This is a genomic window from Escherichia sp. E10V5 (genome assembly GCF_004212315.1).
Taxonomy (GTDB): domain Bacteria; phylum Pseudomonadota; class Gammaproteobacteria; order Enterobacterales; family Enterobacteriaceae; genus Escherichia.
In genome coordinates, this window is the sequence record NZ_RHJM01000038.1 from 1 (window position 1) to 19,359 (window position 19,359).

Genomic DNA, 19,359 nt, shown 5'->3' on the forward strand with positions numbered 1-19,359 from the left:
AGTCCCGTCCGTTCCGCCACCCTAATTAGGGGCGTAGTTCAATTGGTAGAGCACCGGTCTCCAAAACCGGGTGTTGGGAGTTCGAGTCTCTCCGCCCCTGCCAGAAATCATCCTTAGCGAAAGCTAAGGATTTTTTTTAACTAAAATAAGCCTCTCCGAAGTAAATCCTTCCACCGGCGTCCTTGCCAGCCATTCAGATTAATACACTTCATCTAGTACGTTAATTTTCAATAGATCTCGAATCAGCGCGTGTTTGTCGCTATTTTGCAGCCATATGGCATAGAGCGGCCGTGAAAGTGTTGTACTGTCGACAACAGTATGCAAACCGCCTTTTTTGCGCGCCCAACTTACCGGTAGCCAGGTGCAGCCATTAAGCATTTCAATCTGTTGTTGTGCCAGTTCAGCAGAACTGGTTGTCAGGATTGGAACTTCATCAGCACTGATCAAACCTGTCTCATGCTGTTGAAAATCCGGCCCCCATTCCAGACGCAGATAGTTAAGATCACCCTTTAACTTAGAGGGGGCGCTGGCATAGAGCGCTAAAGTGAAATGTCCCAACAACTGGCTACTAAATTCGTCCATTTTGGGCGCTTCAGTGGTAATAAGAAGATCAAGTTGACGTTCATGTAGCTGTTTTACCAGAGACTGTCGTTGAGCAATCCGCGCTTCAAATTGCAAGCCTGTGTGGGCATCCTGATTCTGATACAAGCGCCCCAGCCACTGATTAAGCATACACTCCCACAGCGAGGCGCTGGCACCGATAGAAAACTCATTATGTCGTGAGGTATGCGCCACCTCCTTGCGGGCGGCCTGCCAGGTGCTCATGAGCGTTTCTGCATAAGGCAGAAGCTTTTCTCCGGCAGCGGTTAAACGGATATTGTTTCTATGGCGGGTGAAAAGATTCACACCCAGTTGATTTTCCAGTTGTCTGATTCGAAAGCTCACGGCTGATTGGGTCAGATAGAGCGATTCAGCCGCTCGACCAAAGTGACGCGTTCGGCTAACTTCCAGGAAAGTTTTTAACAATTCCGTATCCACAGTGCTCTCCGCAAAATTATTTGTCGTTATGATTTAAATGTTTTGTTTTACACTCTGTCAAGCGTAACTAATACTCCGCGCCATAACTAGCTCGGTCAAAGAATTAGGAGCGTGCAGGATGGCGGAAAGCTTTACGACGACTAATCGATATTTCGACAATAAACATTATCCACGTGGATTCTCTCGTCATGGTGATTTCACCATCAAAGAGGCACAACTGCTTGAGCGTCATGGTTATGCCTTCAATGAGCTGGATCTCGGCAAGCGCGAGCCGGTTACCGAGGAAGAGAAACTCTTCGTAGCAGTATGCCGTGGCGAACGTGAGCCAGTGACAGAAGCAGAACGCGTGTGGTCCAAGTATATGACGCGTATTAAACGTCCAAAACGTTTTCATACCCTTTCCGGCGGTAAACCGCAGGTCGAAGGTGCTGAAGACTACACCGATTCCGACGATTAATAAAAAGGGCGAAATGCCCTTTTTTTATGTCAGCAGTTTTTGTAAATGGATGAGCAAGCGGTCAATCGCACGATAGCTAACCGCCTCCTGCAAATGCTGGCGTGTGATGATGTCAGACTGATCAATATCAGCAATGGTTCGTGCTACTTTCAGTAATCGCTGCCAGGCACGAATCGATAACCCCAGATGGATCAGCGTTTCTTCCAGCCACTGCGCATCTGCGCTCTCAAGCTTGCAGAATTGCCGTATTTCCGGGCTATCCAGCCAGGCATTCAGTTTATTCTGCCGCTTAAATTGGCGCTCTCTGGCGGCCATTACACGTTGTTTAACGGTGGCGCTGCTTTCTCCTGGCACTACCGCTTTACTCAAAATGCCGGGGGGCGGTAATGGGATCTCCAGTGAAAGGTCAAAGCGGTCAAGAAAGGGACCAGAGAGTCGGTTGAGATAACGTAATGTTTGTTCTGGTGTGCAGCGGTTATGGTTTCCCTGATAATGTCCGGTAGGGCTGGGGTTCATCGCCGCAACAAGCTGGAAACGGGCTGGATAGGTTATTTTTGCTCGCGTGCGTGAAAGATGGATCTGCCCGGATTCAATCGGCTCTCGCAAGGCATCCAGTGTACGCCGTTCAAATTCAGGTAGCTCATCAAGAAAAAGCACGCCGTTATGCGCCAGCGAAATTTCACCTGGCCCTGGAATTGCACCACCGCCCACCATCGCAGTTAACGACGCACTGTGATGCGGTGAGCGGAACGGGCGCTGCCGCCATTGTTTTTGCACTGACTCGGCATTCACCAGGCTTAATATTGCGGCACTCTCCAGAGCTTCTTCATTACTTAAATCTGGCAATAAGCCATTAATACGGCTGGCGAGCATTGTTTTACCTGTTCCTGGTGGTCCAATCAGTAAAAGGTTGTGGCCCCCTGCGGCGGTAATTTCCAGCCCTCGCTTTCCTTGCTCCTGACCGACAACATCACTGAGATCATGTTGTAATATCCGGGATACAACATCAGTTGGTGACGGGCGTTCGAGAGCATGCTTACCTTCGAGAAACGCACAGACAGCCTGCAGATGATCGGCTATCAGGCATCCTTCACCGTTAATTAGCCCCACTTCATCTTCGTTATCTTTCGCGACGATAATTTTTCTGCCTGACTTAATGGCTTCAGTTGCACTGGAGATTGCGCCAGGAACGCCGCGCAGAGCGCCTGTAAGCGCCAGTTCCCCGACTAATTCATATTCATGCAACTTATTGGCTGTAAGCTGTTCAGAAGCTGCCAGCAAAGCAATAGCGATAGGTAAATCATATCGCCCTCCTTCTTTCGGCAGGTCGGCTGGTGCAAGGTTAATGGTGATTTTGTTCGCCGGATATTCATATCCGCTATTGATAATGGCGCTGCGCACGCGATCGCGTGCTTCTTTTACCGTTGTTTCTGGTAAGCCCACCATCGTTAATCCTGGTAGACCTTTACTGATATGAACCTCAACAGTGATCGGGGGTGCGTTTACTCCCAGAGCTGCACGAGTATGAACAATTGACAGTGACATAAGCCCTCCTTGAGCCACTATTATGAGCATAAGAGATCGCTGCTGTAGTCTGCCAGATTGCGTTAATTAGCGGCTGATTCCCGTTTATTTATGCAACGTGAACTGAGTTGTATGAGTGATGGAATAACTCTCGCAAAAATGAGAAGTAAAAAAATTAGCCTCTGGGCGAGGGTAAGAAACATACGGAAATTGAATTTTTTTCACTCACCTTTTTTTATATAAAAAACAATGATTTTTATCGAAATGATTGGGAATACAACAAAACGTGATTAAAAAATATCTTGTGCCATTCGCAAAATCTATGGTAACTCTTTAGGTATTCCTTCGAACAAGATGCAAGAAAAGACAAAATGACAGCCCTTCTACGAGTGATTAGCCTGGTCGTGATTAGCGTGGTGGTGATTATTATCCCACCGTGCGGGGCTGCACTTGGACGAGGAAAGGCTTAGAGATCAAGCCTTAACGAACTAAGACCCCCGCACCGAAAGGTCCGGGGGTTTTTTTTGACCTTAAAAACATAACCGAGGAGCAGACAATGAATAACAGCACAAAATTCTGTTTCTCAAGATTCAGGACGGGGAACTAACTATGAATGGCGCACAGTGGGTGGTACATGCGTTGCGGGCACAGGGTGTGAACACCGTTTTCGGTTATCCGGGTGGCGCAATTATGCCGGTTTACGATGCATTGTATGACGGCGGCGTGGAGCACTTGCTGTGCCGACATGAGCAGGGAGCGGCAATGGCGGCTATCGGCTATGCCCGTGCTACTGGCAAAACTGGCGTATGTATCGCCACGTCTGGTCCGGGCGCAACCAACCTGATAACCGGGCTTGCGGACGCGCTGTTAGATTCCATCCCTGTTGTTGCCATCACCGGTCAGGTGTCTGCACCGTTCATCGGCACCGATGCATTTCAGGAAGTGGATGTACTGGGATTGTCATTAGCCTGTACCAAGCACAGCTTTCTGGTGCAGTCGCTGGAAGAGTTGCCGCGCATCATGGCTGAAGCATTCGACGTTGCCAGCTCAGGTCGTCCAGGTCCAGTTCTGGTCGATATCCCAAAAGATATCCAGTTAGCCAGCGGCGATCTGGAACCGTGGTTCACCACCGTTGAAAACGAAGTGTCTTTTCCCCATGCCGAAGTCGAGCAAGCGCGCCAGATGCTGGCAAAAGCGCAAAAACCGATGCTGTACGTTGGCGGTGGCGTGGGCATGGCGCAGGCTGTTCCCGCTTTGCGTGAATTTCTCTCTGCCACAAAAATGCCTGCCACCTGCACGTTGAAAGGACTGGGCGCAGTTGAAGCAGATTATCCGTACTATCTGGGAATGCTGGGAATGCACGGCACCAAAGCGGCGAACTTCGCGGTGCAGGAATGTGATTTACTGATCGCCGTGGGTGCACGTTTTGATGACCGGGTGACCGGCAAGCTGAACACTTTCGCGCCACACGCCAGCGTTATCCATATGGATATCGACCCGGCAGAAATGAACAAGCTGCGTCAGGCACATGTGGCATTACAGGGTGATTTAAATGCTCTGTTACCAGCATTACAGCACACGTTAAATATCAATGACTGGCAGCAATACTGCGCGCAGCTGCGTGATGAACATGCCTGGCGTTACGACCATCCCGGTGATGCTATCTACGCGCCGTTGTTGTTAAAACAACTGTCGGATCGTAAACCTGCGGATTGCGTCGTGACCACAGATGTGGGGCAGCACCAGATGTGGGCTGCGCAGCACATCGCCCATACTCGCCCGGAAAATTTCATCACCTCCAGCGGATTAGGCACTATGGGATTCGGTTTACCGGCAGCGGTTGGCGCGCAAGTCGCACGACCGAACGATACCGTTGTCTGTATCTCCGGTGACGGCTCTTTCATGATGAATGTGCAAGAGCTGGGCACCGTAAAACGCAAGCAGTTACCGTTGAAAATCGTCTTACTCGATAACCAACGGTTAGGGATGGTTCGACAATGGCAGCAACTGTTTTTCCAGGAACGATACAGCGAAACCACCCTTACCGATAACCCCGATTTCCTCATGTTAGCCAGCGCCTTCGGCATCCCTGGCCAACACATCACCCGTAAAGACCAGGTTGAAGCGGCACTCGACACCATGCTGAACAGTGATGGGCCATACCTGCTTCATGTCTCAATCGACGAACTTGAGAACGTCTGGCCGCTGGTGCCGCCTGGTGCCAGTAATTCAGAAATGTTGGAGAAATTATCATGATGCAACATCAGGTCAATGTATCGGCTCGCTTCAATCCGGAAACCTTAGAACGTGTTTTACGCGTGGTGCGTCATCGTGGTTTCCACGTCTGCTCAATGAATATGGCCGCCGCCAGCGATGCACAAAATATAAATATCGAATTGACCGTTGCCAGCCCACGGTCGGTCGACTTACTGTTTAGTCAGTTAAATAAACTGGTGGACGTCGCACACGTTGCCATCTGCCAGAGCACAACCACATCACAACAAATCCGCGCCTGAGCGCAAAAGGAATATAAAAATGACCACGAAGAAAGCTGATTACATTTGGTTCAATGGGGAGATGGTTCGCTGGGAAGACGCGAAGGTGCATGTGATGTCGCACGCGCTGCACTATGGCACCTCGGTTTTTGAAGGCATCCGTTGCTACGACTCGCACAAAGGACCGGTTGTATTCCGCCATCGTGAGCATATGCAGCGTCTGCATGACTCCGCCAAAATCTATCGCTTCCCGGTTTCGCAGAGCATTGATGAGCTGATGGAAGCTTGTCGTGACGTGATCCGCAAAAACAATCTCACCAGCGCCTATATCCGTCCGCTGATCTTCGTCGGTGATGTTGGCATGGGCGTAAACCCGCCTGCGGGATACTCAACCGACGTGATTATCGCCGCTTTCCCGTGGGGAGCGTATTTGGGGGCAGAAGCGCTGGAGCAGGGGATCGATGCGATGGTTTCCTCCTGGAACCGCGCAGCACCAAACACCATCCCAACCGCGGCAAAAGCCGGCGGTAACTACCTCTCTTCCCTGCTGGTGGGTAGCGAAGCGCGCCGCCACGGTTATCAGGAAGGTATCGCGCTGGATGTGAACGGTTACATCTCTGAAGGCGCAGGCGAAAACCTGTTTGAAGTGAAAGACGGTGTGCTGTTCACCCCACCGTTTACCTCTTCCGCGCTGCCGGGTATCACCCGTGACGCCATCATCAAACTGGCGAAAGAGCTGGGAATTGAAGTGCGTGAGCAGGTGCTGTCGCGCGAATCACTGTACCTGGCGGATGAAGTGTTTATGTCCGGTACGGCGGCAGAAATCACGCCAGTGCGCAGCGTAGACGGGATTCAGGTTGGCGAAGGCCGTTGCGGCCCGGTTACCAAACGCATTCAGCAAGCCTTCTTCGGCCTCTTCACTGGCGAAACCGAAGATAAATGGGGCTGGTTGGATCAAGTTAATCAATAAATACAAAAAATGGGACGGCACGCACCGTCCCATTTACGAGACAGACACTGGGAGTAAATAAAGTATGCCTAAGTACCGTTCCGCCACCACCACTCATGGTCGTAATATGGCGGGTGCTCGTGCGCTGTGGCGCGCCACCGGAATGACCGACGCCGATTTCGGTAAGCCGATTATCGCGGTTGTGAACTCGTTCACCCAATTTGTACCGGGTCACGTCCATCTGCGCGATCTCGGTAAACTGGTCGCCGAACAAATTGAAGCGGCTGGCGGTGTTGCCAAAGAGTTCAACACCATTGCGGTGGATGATGGGATTGCCATGGGCCACGGGGGGATGCTTTATTCACTGCCATCTCGCGAACTGATCGCTGATTCCGTTGAGTATATGGTCAACGCCCATTGCGCCGACGCCATGGTCTGCATCTCTAACTGCGACAAAATCACCCCGGGGATGCTGATGGCTTCCCTGCGATTAAACATTCCGGTGATCTTCGTTTCCGGCGGCCCGATGGAGGCCGGGAAAACCAAACTGTCCGATCAGATCATCAAGCTCGATCTGGTTGATGCGATGATCCAGGGGGCAGACCCGAAAGTTTCTGACTCCCAGAGCGATCAGGTTGAACGTTCCGCCTGCCCAACCTGCGGTTCCTGCTCCGGGATGTTTACCGCTAACTCGATGAACTGCCTGACCGAAGCGTTGGGCCTGTCGCAACCGGGTAATGGCTCGCTGCTGGCGACCCACGCCGACCGTAAGCAGCTGTTCCTCAATGCCGGTAAACGCATTGTTGAATTGACCAAACGTTACTACGAGCAAAACGACGAAAGTGCACTGCCGCGTAATATCGCCAGTAAGGCGGCGTTTGAAAACGCCATGACGCTGGATATCGCAATGGGCGGTTCTACCAACACGGTACTTCACCTGCTGGCGGCGGCGCAGGAAGCGGAAATCGACTTCACCATGAGTGATATCGATAAACTTTCCCGAAAGGTTCCGCAGCTGTGTAAAGTTGCGCCGAGCACCCAGAAATACCATATGGAAGATGTTCATCGTGCTGGTGGTGTTATCGGTATTCTCGGCGAACTGGATCGCGCGGGGTTACTGAACCGTGATGTGAAAAACGTACTTGGCCTGACGTTGCCGCAAACGCTGGAACAATACGACGTTATGCTGACCCAGGATGACGCGGTAAAAAATATGTTCCGCGCTGGCCCAGCGGGCATTCGTACTACACAAGCATTCTCGCAGGATTGCCGTTGGGATTCTCTCGATGACGATCGCGCAAACGGCTGCATCCGCTCGCTGGAGCACTCGTACAGCAAAGACGGCGGCCTGGCGGTACTCTACGGTAACTTTGCGGAAAACGGCTGCATCGTGAAAACCGCAGGCGTCGATGACAGCATCCTCAAATTCACCGGCCCGGCGAAAGTGTACGAAAGCCAGGACGACGCGGTAGAAGCGATCCTCGGCGGTAAAGTCGTCGCGGGTGATGTCGTGGTGATCCGCTATGAAGGCCCGAAAGGCGGCCCTGGCATGCAGGAAATGCTCTACCCAACCAGCTTCCTGAAATCGATGGGACTCGGCAAAGCCTGTGCGCTGCTCACCGACGGTCGTTTCTCCGGCGGGACTTCCGGCCTCTCCATCGGCCACGTTTCACCGGAAGCGGCAAGCGGGGGCAATATCGCGATCATTGAAGATGGCGACCTGATCGAAATCGACATTCCGAATCGCGGCATTCAGTTGCAACTGAGCGAGCAGGAAATTGCCGCGCGTCGTGAAGCGCAGGAAGCGCGTGGCGACCAGGCCTGGACGCCGAAAAACCGTGAACGCCAGGTTTCCTTTGCCTTGCGCGCCTACGCCAGCCTGGCAACCAGCGCCGACAAAGGTGCGGTGCGCGATAAATCGAAACTGGGGGGTTAATGATGGCAGACTCACAACCCCTCTCCGGCGCTCCGGAAGGTGCCGAATATTTAAGAGCGGTGCTACGCGCACCGGTCTATGAAGCGGCGCAGGTCACGCCGCTACAAAAAATGGAAAAGCTGTCGTCGCGTCTTGATAACGTGATTCTGGTGAAGCGCGAAGACCGCCAGCCAGTGCACAGCTTTAAGCTGCGTGGCGCATACGCCATGATGGCGGGCCTGACGGAAGAACAGAAAGCGCATGGCGTGATCACTGCCTCGGCGGGTAACCACGCGCAGGGCGTGGCGTTTTCTTCCGCACGGTTAGGCGTGAAGGCGCTGATCGTCATGCCAACCGCCACCGCTGACATCAAAGTTGATGCGGTGCGCGGCTTCGGTGGCGAAGTGCTGCTTCACGGCGCAAACTTCGATGAAGCGAAAGCCAAAGCAATTGAACTGTCGCAGCAGCAGGGCTTCACCTGGGTACCGCCGTTCGATCATCCGATGGTGATCGCCGGGCAAGGCACGCTGGCGCTGGAACTGCTCCAGCAGGACGCCCATCTTGATCGCGTATTTGTACCGGTCGGCGGCGGCGGCCTGGCGGCGGGTGTGGCAGTGCTGATCAAACAGCTGATGCCGCAAATCAAAGTGATCGCCGTGGAAGCGGAAGACTCCGCCTGCCTGAAAGCGGCGCTGGATGCAGGTCATCCCGTTGATTTGCCGCGCGTAGGGCTATTTGCTGAAGGCGTTGCGGTAAAACGCATCGGCGATGAAACCTTCCGTTTATGCCAGGAGTATCTCGACGACATCATCACCGTCGACAGCGATGCTATCTGTGCGGCGATGAAAGACCTGTTCGAAGATGTGCGCGCGGTGGCGGAGCCGTCTGGCGCGCTGGCGCTGGCGGGAATGAAAAAATACATCGCCCAGCACAACATTCGCGGAGAACGACTGGCGCATGTACTTTCGGGGGCAAACGTCAATTTCCACGGCCTACGCTACGTCTCGGAACGCTGCGAACTGGGCGAACAGCGTGAAGCGTTGCTGGCGGTAACCATCCCGGAAGAAAAAGGCAGTTTCCTCAAATTCTGCCAGCTGCTTGGCGGGCGCTCGGTCACCGAGTTCAACTATCGCTTTGCCGATGCCAAAAACGCCTGCATCTTTGTCGGCGTGCGCTTAAGCCGCGGCCTCGAAGAGCGCAAAGAAATTTTGCAGATGCTCAACGATGGCGGCTACAGCGTGGTTGATCTCTCCGACGACGAAATGGCGAAGCTTCACGTGCGCTATATGGTCGGCGGACGTCCATCGCATCCGTTGCAGGAACGTCTCTACAGCTTCGAATTCCCGGAATCACCGGGCGCGCTGCTGCGTTTCCTCAACACGCTGGGTACGCACTGGAACATTTCGTTGTTCCATTATCGCAGTCATGGTACTGACTACGGACGCGTGCTGGCGGCGTTTGAGCTTGGCGACCATGAACCGGATTTTGAAACCCGGCTGAATGAACTGGGCTACGATTGCCACGACGAAACCAATAACCCGGCGTTTAGATTCTTTTTGGCGGGTTAACTCAGCTTTTCGGTTTTCAGGCCCACAAAGTAAAGTGGGCCTAATATCCAGATATGATCTTCCCTCAGTTATTGGGCTTTTCTGCCAGTCCGAAGCATCCACTCATTCAATTTTGCGAGACGTTTTCCAGAAGGCGCTCAACCTGCTTGTGGTGAAACTCGGCTCACAATATCGTTAGCACCGCCATTTTGGTTATTTTTGCACCGCTATCACTTGCACCAGTCAAAAGTAATGTATAAAATTTTATACACAAGGATGTTATGTTACTCACCCTAGCTCTCTCCAATGAAAAAGAAATTCGATGGGTGGGATCTTCTCTGGAGGATCTCCTGGCTTTTCCCATAACGGTACGTAAAGCCGTCGGTTATCAGCTTCACAAAATTCAGTATGGAATTGAACCCGATGACTGGAAACCGTTTTCAGAAATTGGGGCTGGGGTAAATGAAATTCGTATTCGTGACAACAATGGCATCTATCGCGTTATGTATGTTGCGAAGTTCGTAGAAGCGCTCTACGTTTTGCATAGTTTCCAGAAACAGACGCAACAAACCAGTCAGCACGATAAAAACATCGCCAGAACGCGTTATAACCGGGTGGTGCAACAACGGAGAAACAGCCTGTGATTGCCAAAACTGATAGTGATATTCGCCATGTGACGCCATCTGGCGGTAATGTTTTTGCTGATTTGGGGTTTGATAAGCAGGAAGCTGAAAAGCTTTACGCTGATTCCCTGAGTGAAATTGAAAACACGTTAGTCATCAAAGAACAGCTCATGGAAGAAATTACCCTCTGGATTAAGCAAAACCAGATGAAGCAAGCCGAGGTGGCAACCGTTTTACATATATCACGGCCGCGCGTCTCTGATGTCGTCAACAAGAAATGCAGCAAATTCACCATCGATGCTTTGGTGAATATGCTAAGTCGTATTGGGAAGCCCGTTCGGGTAATGGTGGGGCCGTAAAACTAATTCGGCAAAATCTTCCAGAACGCCTCAATCAGCGGCTCATGCAGCCGCTTTTTCTGCGCACACACACCCAGTTCAAACGGCGTTTTCTCATCGCTGCGCTCTAAAATCATCACGCGGTTACGCACCGGTTCCGGGCTGTTTTCCAGCACCACTTCCGGCAACAAGGCCACGCCGCAGCCGAGCGCCACCATCGATACCATCGCTTCATGTCCGCCAACCGTGGCGTAAATCATCGGGTTGCTGATTTTATTGCGTCGAAACCACAGTTCAATGCGGCGGCGTACCGGTCCCTGGTCGGCCATGATAAACGGCACTGTAGACCAGTCCGGCTTCTCTACCGAAACCTGATTACGCACCGGGCACGGTAGGGCAGGCGTGATCAGCACCACCGTCAGATTCTCCAGCATCGAAAACGCCACTGCGCCGGGCAAGGTTTCCGGTTTACCAGCAATTGCCAGATCCGCTTCGCCAGTGACCACCTTTTCCATCGCATCTGCCGCATCACCAGTAGTGAGTTTAATCTCCACTGACGGATGTTCCGCGCGGAAGCGGTCGAGAATCGGTGGAAGATGGCTGTAAGCGGCGGTCACCGAGCAGAAGATATGTAATTCTCCAGAGAGCGACGGCCCTTGCTGATCGATGGTGTGGCGCAGTTGCTGATACTGCAACAACGTTTGCTGGGCGAAAACACGCAGCTCTTCCCCCGCTTCCGTCAGCGTTACCGTGCGGTTATCGCGCACAAACAGCGGCTGACCAAGATCTTCTTCCAGGCGCTGAATCTGCCGTGAGAGCGTGGATGGGCTTACGTGCATCGCCCGCGCGCTGCGGCCAAAATGGCGGCTTTCCGCCAGATGCAGGAAGGTTTTCAGAACGCGTAAATCCAATGGCGCAGTCCTCAATGTTGACGTTGCAAAAATTGCAATGTGACGTTGTGAATATATCAATTTCCGCAATAAATTTCCTGTCATATAGTGAATTCAATCTCGCAAACGCGAACCGAACAATAAGAAGCACAACATCACGAGGAATCACCATGGCTAACTACTTCAATACACTGAATCTGCGCCAGCAGCTGGCACAGTTGGGCAAATGCCGCTTTATGGGGCGCGATGAATTCGCCGACGGCGCGAGCTACCTTCAGGGTAAAAAAGTGGTCATCGTCGGCTGTGGCGCACAGGGTCTGAACCAGGGCCTGAACATGCGTGATTCTGGTCTCGATATCTCCTACGCTCTGCGTAAAGAAGCGATTGCCGAGAAGCGCGCATCCTGGCGTAAAGCGACCGAAAACGGTTTTAAAGTTGGCACTTACGAAGAACTGATCCCGCAGGCGGATCTGGTGGTTAACCTGACGCCAGACAAGCAGCACTCTGATGTAGTGCGTTCCGTACAGCCGCTGATGAAAGACGGCGCGGCGCTGGGTTACTCGCACGGTTTCAACATCGTCGAAGTGGGCGAGCAGATCCGTAAAGACATCACCGTAGTAATGGTTGCGCCGAAATGCCCTGGCACCGAAGTACGTGAGGAGTACAAACGTGGGTTCGGCGTACCGACGCTGATCGCCGTTCACCCGGAAAATGATCCGAAAGGCGAAGGCATGGCGATCGCTAAAGCCTGGGCGGCAGCAACCGGTGGTCACCGTGCGGGCGTGCTGGAATCGTCCTTCGTTGCAGAAGTGAAATCTGACCTGATGGGCGAGCAAACTATTCTGTGCGGTATGTTGCAGGCTGGCTCTCTGCTGTGCTTCGACAAGCTGGTGGAAGAAGGCACCGATCCGGCATACGCAGAAAAACTGATTCAGTTCGGTTGGGAAACCATCACCGAAGCGCTGAAACAGGGCGGCATCACGCTGATGATGGACCGTCTCTCTAACCCGGCGAAACTGCGTGCTTACGCGCTGTCAGAACAACTGAAAGAGATCATGGCACCGCTGTTCCAGAAACATATGGACGACATCATCTCCGGCGAATTCTCCTCCGGCATGATGGCGGACTGGGCCAACGACGATAAGAAACTGCTGACCTGGCGTGAAGAAACCGGCAAAACCGCGTTCGAAACCGCGCCGCAGTATGAAGGCAAAATCGGCGAGCAGGAGTACTTCGATAAGGGCGTACTGATGATCGCGATGGTGAAAGCGGGTGTTGAACTGGCGTTCGAAACCATGGTTGATTCCGGCATCATTGAAGAGTCTGCTTACTATGAATCACTGCATGAACTGCCGCTGATTGCCAACACCATCGCCCGTAAGCGTCTGTACGAAATGAACGTGGTTATCTCTGATACCGCCGAGTACGGTAACTATCTGTTCTCTTACGCTTGTGTACCGCTGCTGAAACCGTTTATGGCAGAGCTGCAACCGGGCGACCTGGGTAAAGCTATTCCGGAAGGTGCGGTAGATAACGCGCAGTTGCGTGATGTGAACGAAGCGATTCGCAGCCATGCGATTGAGCAGGTAGGTAAGAAACTGCGCGGCTATATGACGGATATGAAACGTATTGCTGTTGCGGGTTAATAGCGATTCAGAGTTCAAGGCCTTCTCCTGGAGAAGGCCTTGCTGTTAGTTGCGGTATAACACCTTAATGATGTGGTAACCGAACTGGGTATGCAGCGGGCCAGTCGGCTCCAACACCGGACAAGAGAAAACCACTTTATCGAACGCCGGAACCATCTGACCCTGGCGGAATTCACCTAAATCACCGCCGCGTTTGCCTGACGGGCAAATGGAGTGTTTCTTCGCCAGCTTGCCGAAATCGGCACCGTTCTTAATCTGCTCGAGAAGATCCAGAGCCAGTTTCTCTTCTTTTACAAGGATATGCAGTGCTGCTGCTGTTTTTGCCATGATCGTGCCTTGAGTGGTAAGGATGAGGCTGGCTATACTACCACGCTGTTATTTTCCCCTCCCGACTTTCATTGAGCGATTTTCCTATGCGTCTAAACCCCGGCCAACAACAAGCTGTCGAATTCGTTACCGGCCCCTGCCTGGTGCTGGCGGGCGCGGGTTCCGGTAAAACTCGTGTTATCACCAATAAAATCGCCCATCTGATCCGCGGTTGCGGTTATCAGGCGCGACATATCGCGGCGGTGACCTTTACCAATAAGGCGGCGCGCGAGATGAAAGAGCGTGTCGGGCAGACGCTGGGGCGTAAAGAGGCGCGCGGGCTGATGATCTCCACCTTCCACACGCTGGGGCTGGATATCATCAAACGCGAGTATGCGGCGCTGGGGATGAAGGCTAACTTTTCGCTGTTTGACGATACCGATCAGCTTGCTTTGCTTAAAGAGTTGACCGAGGGGCTGATTGAAGATGACAAAGTTCTCCTGCAACAGCTAATTTCGACCATCTCCAACTGGAAGAACGATCTCAAAACACCGGCGCAGGCGGCGGCAGAGGCAAAGGGCGAGCGGGACCGTATTTTTGCCCATTGTTATGGGCTGTATGATGCACACCTGAAAGCCTGTAACGTTCTCGATTTCGATGATCTGATTTTATTGCCGACGTTGCTGCTGCAACGCAATGAAGAAGTCCGCGAGCGCTGGCAGAACAAAATTCGCTACCTGCTGGTGGATGAGTATCAGGACACCAACACCAGCCAGTATGAACTGGTGAAACTGCTGGTGGGCAGCCGCGCGCGCTTTACCGTGGTGGGCGATGACGACCAGTCGATCTACTCCTGGCGCGGCGCACGTCCGCAAAACCTGGTGCTGCTGAGTCAGGATTTCCCGGCGTTGAAGGTGATTAAACTCGAGCAGAACTACCGCTCTTCCGGGCGTATTCTGAAAGCGGCGAATATTCTGATCGCCAATAACCCGCACGTCTTTGAAAAGCGTCTGTTCTCCGAACTGGGCTACGGCGCGGAACTAAAAGTTTTAAGCGCGAATAACGAGGAACATGAAGCAGAGCGCGTCACGGGGGAGTTGATTGCACATCACTTCGTCAATAAAACGCAGTACAAAGATTACGCTATTCTTTATCGCGGTAACCATCAGTCGCGGGTGTTTGAAAAATTCCTGATGCAAAACCGCATCCCGTACAAAATATCCGGTGGTACGTCGTTTTTCTCTCGTCCTGAAATCAAGGATTTGCTGGCTTATCTGCGCGTGCTGACTAACCCGGACGATGACAGCGCATTTCTGCGTATCGTTAACACGCCGAAGCGAGAGATTGGCCCGGCTACGCTGAAAAAGCTGGGTGAGTGGGCGATGACGCGCAATAAAAGCATGTTTACCGCCAGCTTTGATATGGGCCTGAGTCAGACGCTTAGCGGACGTGGTTATGAAGCATTGACCCGCTTCACTCACTGGTTGGCAGAAATCCAGCGTCTGGCGGAGCGGGAGCCGATTGCCGCGGTGCGTGATCTGATCCACGGCATGGATTATGAATCCTGGCTGTATGAAACATCGCCCAGTCCGAAAGCCGCCGAAATGCGCATGAAGAACGTTAACCAGTTATTTAGCTGGATGACGGAGATGCTGGAAGGCAGCGAACTGGATGAGCCGATGACGTTAACCCAGGTGGTGACGCGCTTTACTCTTCGCGACATGATGGAACGGGGGGAAAGCGAGGAAGAACTGGATCAGGTGCAACTGATGACTCTGCACGCGTCGAAAGGGCTGGAGTTTCCCTATGTCTACATGGTCGGTATGGAAGAAGGTTTTTTGCCGCACCAGAGCAGCATCGATGAAGATAATATCGATGAGGAGCGGCGACTGGCCTATGTCGGCATTACCCGCGCCCAGAAGGAATTGACCTTTACACTGTGTAAAGAACGCCGTCAGTACGGCGAACTGGTGCGCCCGGAGCCAAGCCGCTTCCTGCTGGAGCTGCCGCAGGATGATCTGATTTGGGAACAAGAGCGTAAAGTGGTCAGCGCCGAAGAACGGATGCAGAAAGGGCAAAGCCATCTGGCGAATCTGAAAGCGATGATGGCGGCAAAACGAGGGAAATAATCACTCCCAGGGGAAGCCGGAAAAGATGCGTCAGCATCGCATCCAGCACCTTGCACGTTAATGCACTTCCAGCGGCCAGTGGACATAGCTCTGCCACTGGCTTTCTTGATCGATAACCTCTGTACCCAGCGGATGCTGGGCCAGCCAACCTTGTGGCAGCGTTAAGGTCAACTGCTCATGATCGGCCTGTAATTTAATATCTGGTACTAAATCATCACGACGACGGCTGGCAAAAATGATGGCGAGGCGCAGTAAACGACAGAGTTGTTCTGCGACGCGCGGCGGTACGGCATTTTGCTGATGCAGCGATGAGAGATCGACCGGATTCGTCTGGTTGAGTAATAACGTCGCCAGCAGCTTTTTCTGCGCGGGGGTAAAACCGGGAAGATCCAGGTTACGCACCAGATAAGCGGCATGTTGCGGCGCTTGTTTGAAATCAACGCTAAGGCCAATTTCATGAAGCTGACAGGCGCTGACCAGTAAATCGCGGCTAATCGCTTCAAGATGCCAGATATTTTCGACCTGATCGAACAAGTTAGCGGCGAGTTTAGCCACACGCTGTGCTTGATCGGTATCAATCATAAAGCGACGTTGAATATTACGCAGTGTTCGGCTGCGAATATCCTGCTCGACCGCCAGATGTAACATACCGTAAACCAGGCCTTCACGCAGTGCGCCGCCGGCCAGCGTCATACACTGGATATTCAGCTCGGTAAAAATGGCTATCAGGATCGCCAGACCACTTGGGAATACTAACGCGCGTTCCAGCGTCAGCCCTTCGATTTCCAACTCTTCCAGCCTGCCACAGTGAATAGCGCGCTGTTTCAGTTGCTGCAATTTCGCCAGGGTAATGCGTTCATCCATACCCTGCGCCATCATGATTTCCTGCAAAGCCTGCACGGTGCCGGAAGCACCAACGCACACCTTCCAGCCGTGATAGCGCAATTCATCGGCAACTGGACGTAGCACTTCGCGCGCGGCTTGTTCGGCTGCGACAAAGTTTTCTTGCCCCAGATTACGATCGGCAAAATAGCGCTCAAGCCAGGTAACGCAGCCCATAGACAGGCTGAACAAGGACGTCGTTTGTGCGCCGGTGCCGGTTACCAGTTCAGTACTGGCGCCGCCGATATCTACCACCAGGCGCTGATCTGCACCGCCAGTGGTGTGAGCAACGCCCTGATAAATCAGGCGTGCTTCCTCTTCACCGCTAATGACCTGTACCGGACAGCCAAGGATTTCCTGCGCTTTAGCGATGAAATCACCAGCATTGACGGCAAGACGTAACGTCGCCGTGGCGACAACGCGAATTTGCGAGGGAGGGATATCTTGCAAACGTTCAGCAAACAGACGCAGGCATTGCCAGCCGCGCTCCATTGCTTCATTAGACAGGGCATTTTCGCTGTTCAGGCCAGCAGCCAGACGCACTTTGCGTTTAATTCGCGTCAGCGTCTGGATACTGCCAGCCACCTCGCGCACAACCAGCATATGAAAACTATTCGAACCGAGATCAATAGCGGCATAAAGCGACGAGGTGGAACCCATACTCTTCATCCTTCAATCTGTCTCTGCGTTGGCTGCGTTCTTTCACCCAAATCACTTACTACAATAAGCTCGTCGGGATTCATTCTCTTGCCATCTTGATACAGTTTGAATGATTTTGAGTATGACATTTTTTATTTAACCTGAACGACGACGATTACGCGGAGCGCCAGTACGACGCGGACCATTGCCTGTACGCGGGCGCGTGAGGCGCAGCGGTTTTGGCAGATCGGTCATCAATGCGTCCGGATTGTATTTGCTTACCGGAATTGAGTGACCAATATAGGTCTCAATAGCAGGCAAATTCAATGCATACTCTTCACATGCCAGGCTGATGGAATGACCACTTGCGCCAGCGCGACCTGTACGACCAATACGGTGAACGTAATCTTCACAGTCATCGGGTAAATCGTAGTTAAAGACGTGCGTCACAGCCGGGATATGCAGGCCACGCGCGGCAACATCGGTGGCAACCAGAATATCCAAATCACCACGGGTAAATTCATCAAGAATACGCAGACGTTTTTTCTGCGCTACATCACCCGTTAACAGGCCAACACGATGACCATCTGCCGCCAGGTGACCCCAGATCTCTTCACAACGATGTTTGGTGTTGGCGAAAATAATCGCTCTGTCTGGCCACTCTTCTTCGATCAGCGTTTGTAATAAACGCATCTTTTCTTCGTTAGAAGGGTAGAAAAGTTCTTCTTTAATGCGGTGGCCCGTTTTCTGTTCCGGTTCCACTTCAATATATTCGGCATTGTTCATCTGCTCGAACGCCAGTTCACGTACCCGGTACGAAAGCGTGGCGGAGAACAGCATGTTGAGACGCTGGTTTGCAGGCGGCATACGGCGGAACAGCCAGCGGATATCTTTAATAAAGCCCAGATCGTACATACGATCGGCTTCGTCCAGCACCACTACCTGAATGGCGCCGAGGTTGATGTGGTTCTGTTTGGCGTAGTCGATCAAACGACCCGTAGTGCCAATCAAAATGTCAACGCCGCTTTCCAGCACTTTCAGCTGTTTGTCGTAGCCGTCGCCACCGTAAGCCAGACCCAATTTCAGGCCAGTAGCTTGCGCCAGTGGCTCCGCATCGGCGTGGATCTGCACGGCAAGTTCACGCGTCGGTGCCATAATTAAGGCACGCGGTTGATTCACCTTGCGATCGGCAATCGCAGGATGAGAGAGAAGATAATGAAACGTTGACGTAAGAAACGCCATCGTTTTTCCGGTACCGGTTTGCGCCTGCCCGGCTACGTCACGACCCACCAGCGTTAGCGGAAGGGCCAGTGCCTGAATGGGCGTACAGTTATGAAACCCTTTTTTTTCAAGGGATTCTACAACTTTCGGATGCAGGGCGAAGTCGGAAAACTTCTGTTCTGTTAAATGTGTTTTGCTCATAGTGTGGTAGAATATCAGCTTACTATTGCTTTACGAAAGCGTATCCGGTGAAATAAAGTCAACCTTTAGTTGGTTAATGTTACACCAACAACGAAACCAACACGCCAGGCTTATTCCTGTGGAGTTATATATGAGCGATAAAATTATTCACCTGACTGACGACAGTTTTGACACGGATGTACTCAAAGCGGACGGGGCGATCCTCGTTGATTTCTGGGCAGAGTGGTGCGGTCCGTGCAAAATGATCGCCCCGATTCTGGATGAAATCGCTGACGAATATCAGGGCAAACTGACCGTTGCAAAACTGAACATCGATCAAAACCCTGGCACTGCGCCGAAATATGGCATCCGTGGTATCCCGACTCTGCTGCTGTTCAAAAACGGCGAATTGGCCGCAACCAAAGTGGGCGCACTGTCTAAAGGTCAGTTGAAAGAGTTCCTCGACGCTAACCTGGCGTAAGGGAATTTCATGTTCGGGTGCCCCGTCGCTAAAAACTGGACGCCCGGCGTGAGTCATGCTAACTTAATGTTGACTTCGTATTAAACATACCTTATTAAG

General features: G+C 52.4%; 19 protein-coding genes and 1 tRNA gene. 14 read left to right on the forward strand and 6 right to left on the reverse strand.

The features are described 5' to 3' along the window. Positions 1 to 27 precede the first annotated feature (27 nt). A tRNA-Trp gene (locus D9738_RS22000) sits at positions 28 to 103 on the forward strand. A gap of 95 nt (positions 104 to 198) precedes the next feature. On the opposite strand, the gene hdfR is transcribed toward D9738_RS22000, so the two are convergent. Further along, positions 199 to 1,038 carry an HTH-type transcriptional regulator HdfR gene (gene hdfR / locus D9738_RS22005; RefSeq protein ID WP_130261188.1) on the reverse strand — a complete coding sequence of 280 codons (840 nt, stop codon included), beginning with the start codon at positions 1,036 to 1,038 and terminating at the stop codon, positions 199 to 201. 118 nt (positions 1,039 to 1,156) lie between these two features. On the opposite strand from hdfR, the gene maoP reads away from it, so the two are divergent. Continuing rightward, entirely contained in the window at positions 1,157 to 1,495 is a 339-nt protein-coding gene (gene maoP / locus D9738_RS22010; RefSeq protein WP_000841001.1) for a macrodomain Ori organization protein MaoP, read from the forward strand. Between the two features lie 24 nt (positions 1,496 to 1,519). On the opposite strand, the gene D9738_RS22015 is transcribed toward maoP, so the two are convergent. Next, the gene (locus D9738_RS22015) at positions 1,520 to 3,040 is read right to left on the reverse strand and encodes a YifB family Mg chelatase-like AAA ATPase (RefSeq protein ID WP_130261189.1); all 1,521 of its coding nucleotides are present in this window, start codon (positions 3,038 to 3,040) and stop codon (positions 1,520 to 1,522) included. 350 nt (positions 3,041 to 3,390) lie between these two features. Between D9738_RS22015 and ilvL the strand changes: the two genes are divergently transcribed. The 9 genes from ilvL to D9738_RS22060 all read left to right on the forward strand — a co-directional run bounded on the left by ilvL (position 3,391) and on the right by D9738_RS22060 (position 10,907). After that, the gene (gene ilvL / locus D9738_RS22020) at positions 3,391 to 3,489 is read left to right on the forward strand and encodes an ilv operon leader peptide (protein WP_001311244.1); all 99 of its coding nucleotides are present in this window, start codon (positions 3,391 to 3,393) and stop codon (positions 3,487 to 3,489) included. 86 nt (positions 3,490 to 3,575) lie between these two features. Continuing rightward, the gene (gene ilvX / locus D9738_RS22025; RefSeq protein ID WP_001387183.1) at positions 3,576 to 3,626 is read left to right on the forward strand and encodes a peptide IlvX; all 51 of its coding nucleotides are present in this window, start codon (positions 3,576 to 3,578) and stop codon (positions 3,624 to 3,626) included. A 2-nt stretch (positions 3,627 to 3,628) separates the two neighbouring features. After that, positions 3,629 to 5,275 (forward strand): acetolactate synthase 2 catalytic subunit, encoded by a 1,647-nt coding sequence (ilvG, locus tag D9738_RS22030; RefSeq protein WP_130261190.1) that lies wholly within the window; start codon positions 3,629 to 3,631, stop codon positions 5,273 to 5,275. Next, positions 5,272 to 5,535 (forward strand): acetolactate synthase 2 small subunit, encoded by a 264-nt coding sequence (ilvM, locus tag D9738_RS22035; protein WP_000983255.1) that lies wholly within the window; start codon positions 5,272 to 5,274, stop codon positions 5,533 to 5,535. Before ilvG ends, ilvM begins: the two co-directional genes overlap by 4 nt. 19 nt (positions 5,536 to 5,554) lie before the next feature. After that, the gene (ilvE, locus tag D9738_RS22040) at positions 5,555 to 6,484 is read left to right on the forward strand and encodes a branched-chain-amino-acid transaminase (protein ID WP_000208520.1); all 930 of its coding nucleotides are present in this window, start codon (positions 5,555 to 5,557) and stop codon (positions 6,482 to 6,484) included. Between the two features lie 64 nt (positions 6,485 to 6,548). After that, complete coding sequence (gene ilvD / locus D9738_RS22045) at positions 6,549 to 8,399, forward strand: dihydroxy-acid dehydratase (protein ID WP_130261191.1); 1,851 nt, start codon at positions 6,549 to 6,551, stop codon at positions 8,397 to 8,399. A gap of 2 nt (positions 8,400 to 8,401) precedes the next feature. Next, the gene (gene ilvA / locus D9738_RS22050) at positions 8,402 to 9,946 is read left to right on the forward strand and encodes a threonine ammonia-lyase, biosynthetic (RefSeq protein ID WP_044867235.1); all 1,545 of its coding nucleotides are present in this window, start codon (positions 8,402 to 8,404) and stop codon (positions 9,944 to 9,946) included. A 305-nt stretch (positions 9,947 to 10,251) separates the two neighbouring features. Beyond that, complete coding sequence (locus D9738_RS22055) at positions 10,252 to 10,569, forward strand: type II toxin-antitoxin system RelE/ParE family toxin (protein WP_165383357.1); 318 nt, start codon at positions 10,252 to 10,254, stop codon at positions 10,567 to 10,569. Further along, positions 10,566 to 10,907, forward strand: coding sequence for a helix-turn-helix domain-containing protein (locus D9738_RS22060; protein WP_130258653.1), 342 nt, complete (start codon positions 10,566 to 10,568; stop codon positions 10,905 to 10,907). Before D9738_RS22055 ends, D9738_RS22060 begins: the two co-directional genes overlap by 4 nt. Before the next feature lie 2 nt (positions 10,908 to 10,909). Here the strand turns inward: D9738_RS22060 and ilvY are convergent, their stop codons facing one another. Next, the gene (gene ilvY / locus D9738_RS22065; protein WP_130261193.1) at positions 10,910 to 11,797 is read right to left on the reverse strand and encodes an HTH-type transcriptional activator IlvY; all 888 of its coding nucleotides are present in this window, start codon (positions 11,795 to 11,797) and stop codon (positions 10,910 to 10,912) included. Between the two features lie 149 nt (positions 11,798 to 11,946). Between ilvY and ilvC the strand changes: the two genes are divergently transcribed. Then, complete coding sequence (gene ilvC / locus D9738_RS22070) at positions 11,947 to 13,422, forward strand: ketol-acid reductoisomerase (protein WP_001296589.1); 1,476 nt, start codon at positions 11,947 to 11,949, stop codon at positions 13,420 to 13,422. A gap of 45 nt (positions 13,423 to 13,467) precedes the next feature. On the opposite strand, the gene ppiC is transcribed toward ilvC, so the two are convergent. Next, complete coding sequence (gene ppiC, locus D9738_RS22075) at positions 13,468 to 13,749, reverse strand: peptidylprolyl isomerase PpiC (RefSeq protein WP_001140251.1); 282 nt, start codon at positions 13,747 to 13,749, stop codon at positions 13,468 to 13,470. A gap of 86 nt (positions 13,750 to 13,835) precedes the next feature. Here ppiC and rep point away from each other — a divergent pair, with 86 nt between their 5' ends. Beyond that, a complete protein-coding gene (gene rep, locus D9738_RS22080; RefSeq protein ID WP_001238867.1) occupies positions 13,836 to 15,857 on the forward strand; it encodes a DNA helicase Rep in 2,022 nt (673 codons plus the stop codon). Between the two features lie 57 nt (positions 15,858 to 15,914). On the opposite strand, the gene gppA is transcribed toward rep, so the two are convergent. Then, a complete protein-coding gene (gene gppA / locus D9738_RS22085; RefSeq protein ID WP_130261194.1) occupies positions 15,915 to 17,399 on the reverse strand; it encodes a guanosine-5'-triphosphate,3'-diphosphate diphosphatase in 1,485 nt (494 codons plus the stop codon). 135 nt (positions 17,400 to 17,534) lie between these two features. Continuing rightward, positions 17,535 to 18,800 (reverse strand): ATP-dependent RNA helicase RhlB, encoded by a 1,266-nt coding sequence (gene rhlB, locus D9738_RS22090; RefSeq protein WP_130261195.1) that lies wholly within the window; start codon positions 18,798 to 18,800, stop codon positions 17,535 to 17,537. Positions 18,801 to 18,930: 130 nt separating this feature from the next. Here rhlB and trxA point away from each other — a divergent pair, with 130 nt between their 5' ends. Next, positions 18,931 to 19,260, forward strand: a complete 330-nt coding sequence (trxA, locus tag D9738_RS22095) for a thioredoxin TrxA (protein ID WP_064530526.1) — start codon at positions 18,931 to 18,933, stop codon at positions 19,258 to 19,260. Positions 19,261 to 19,359: the final 99 nt, after the last annotated feature.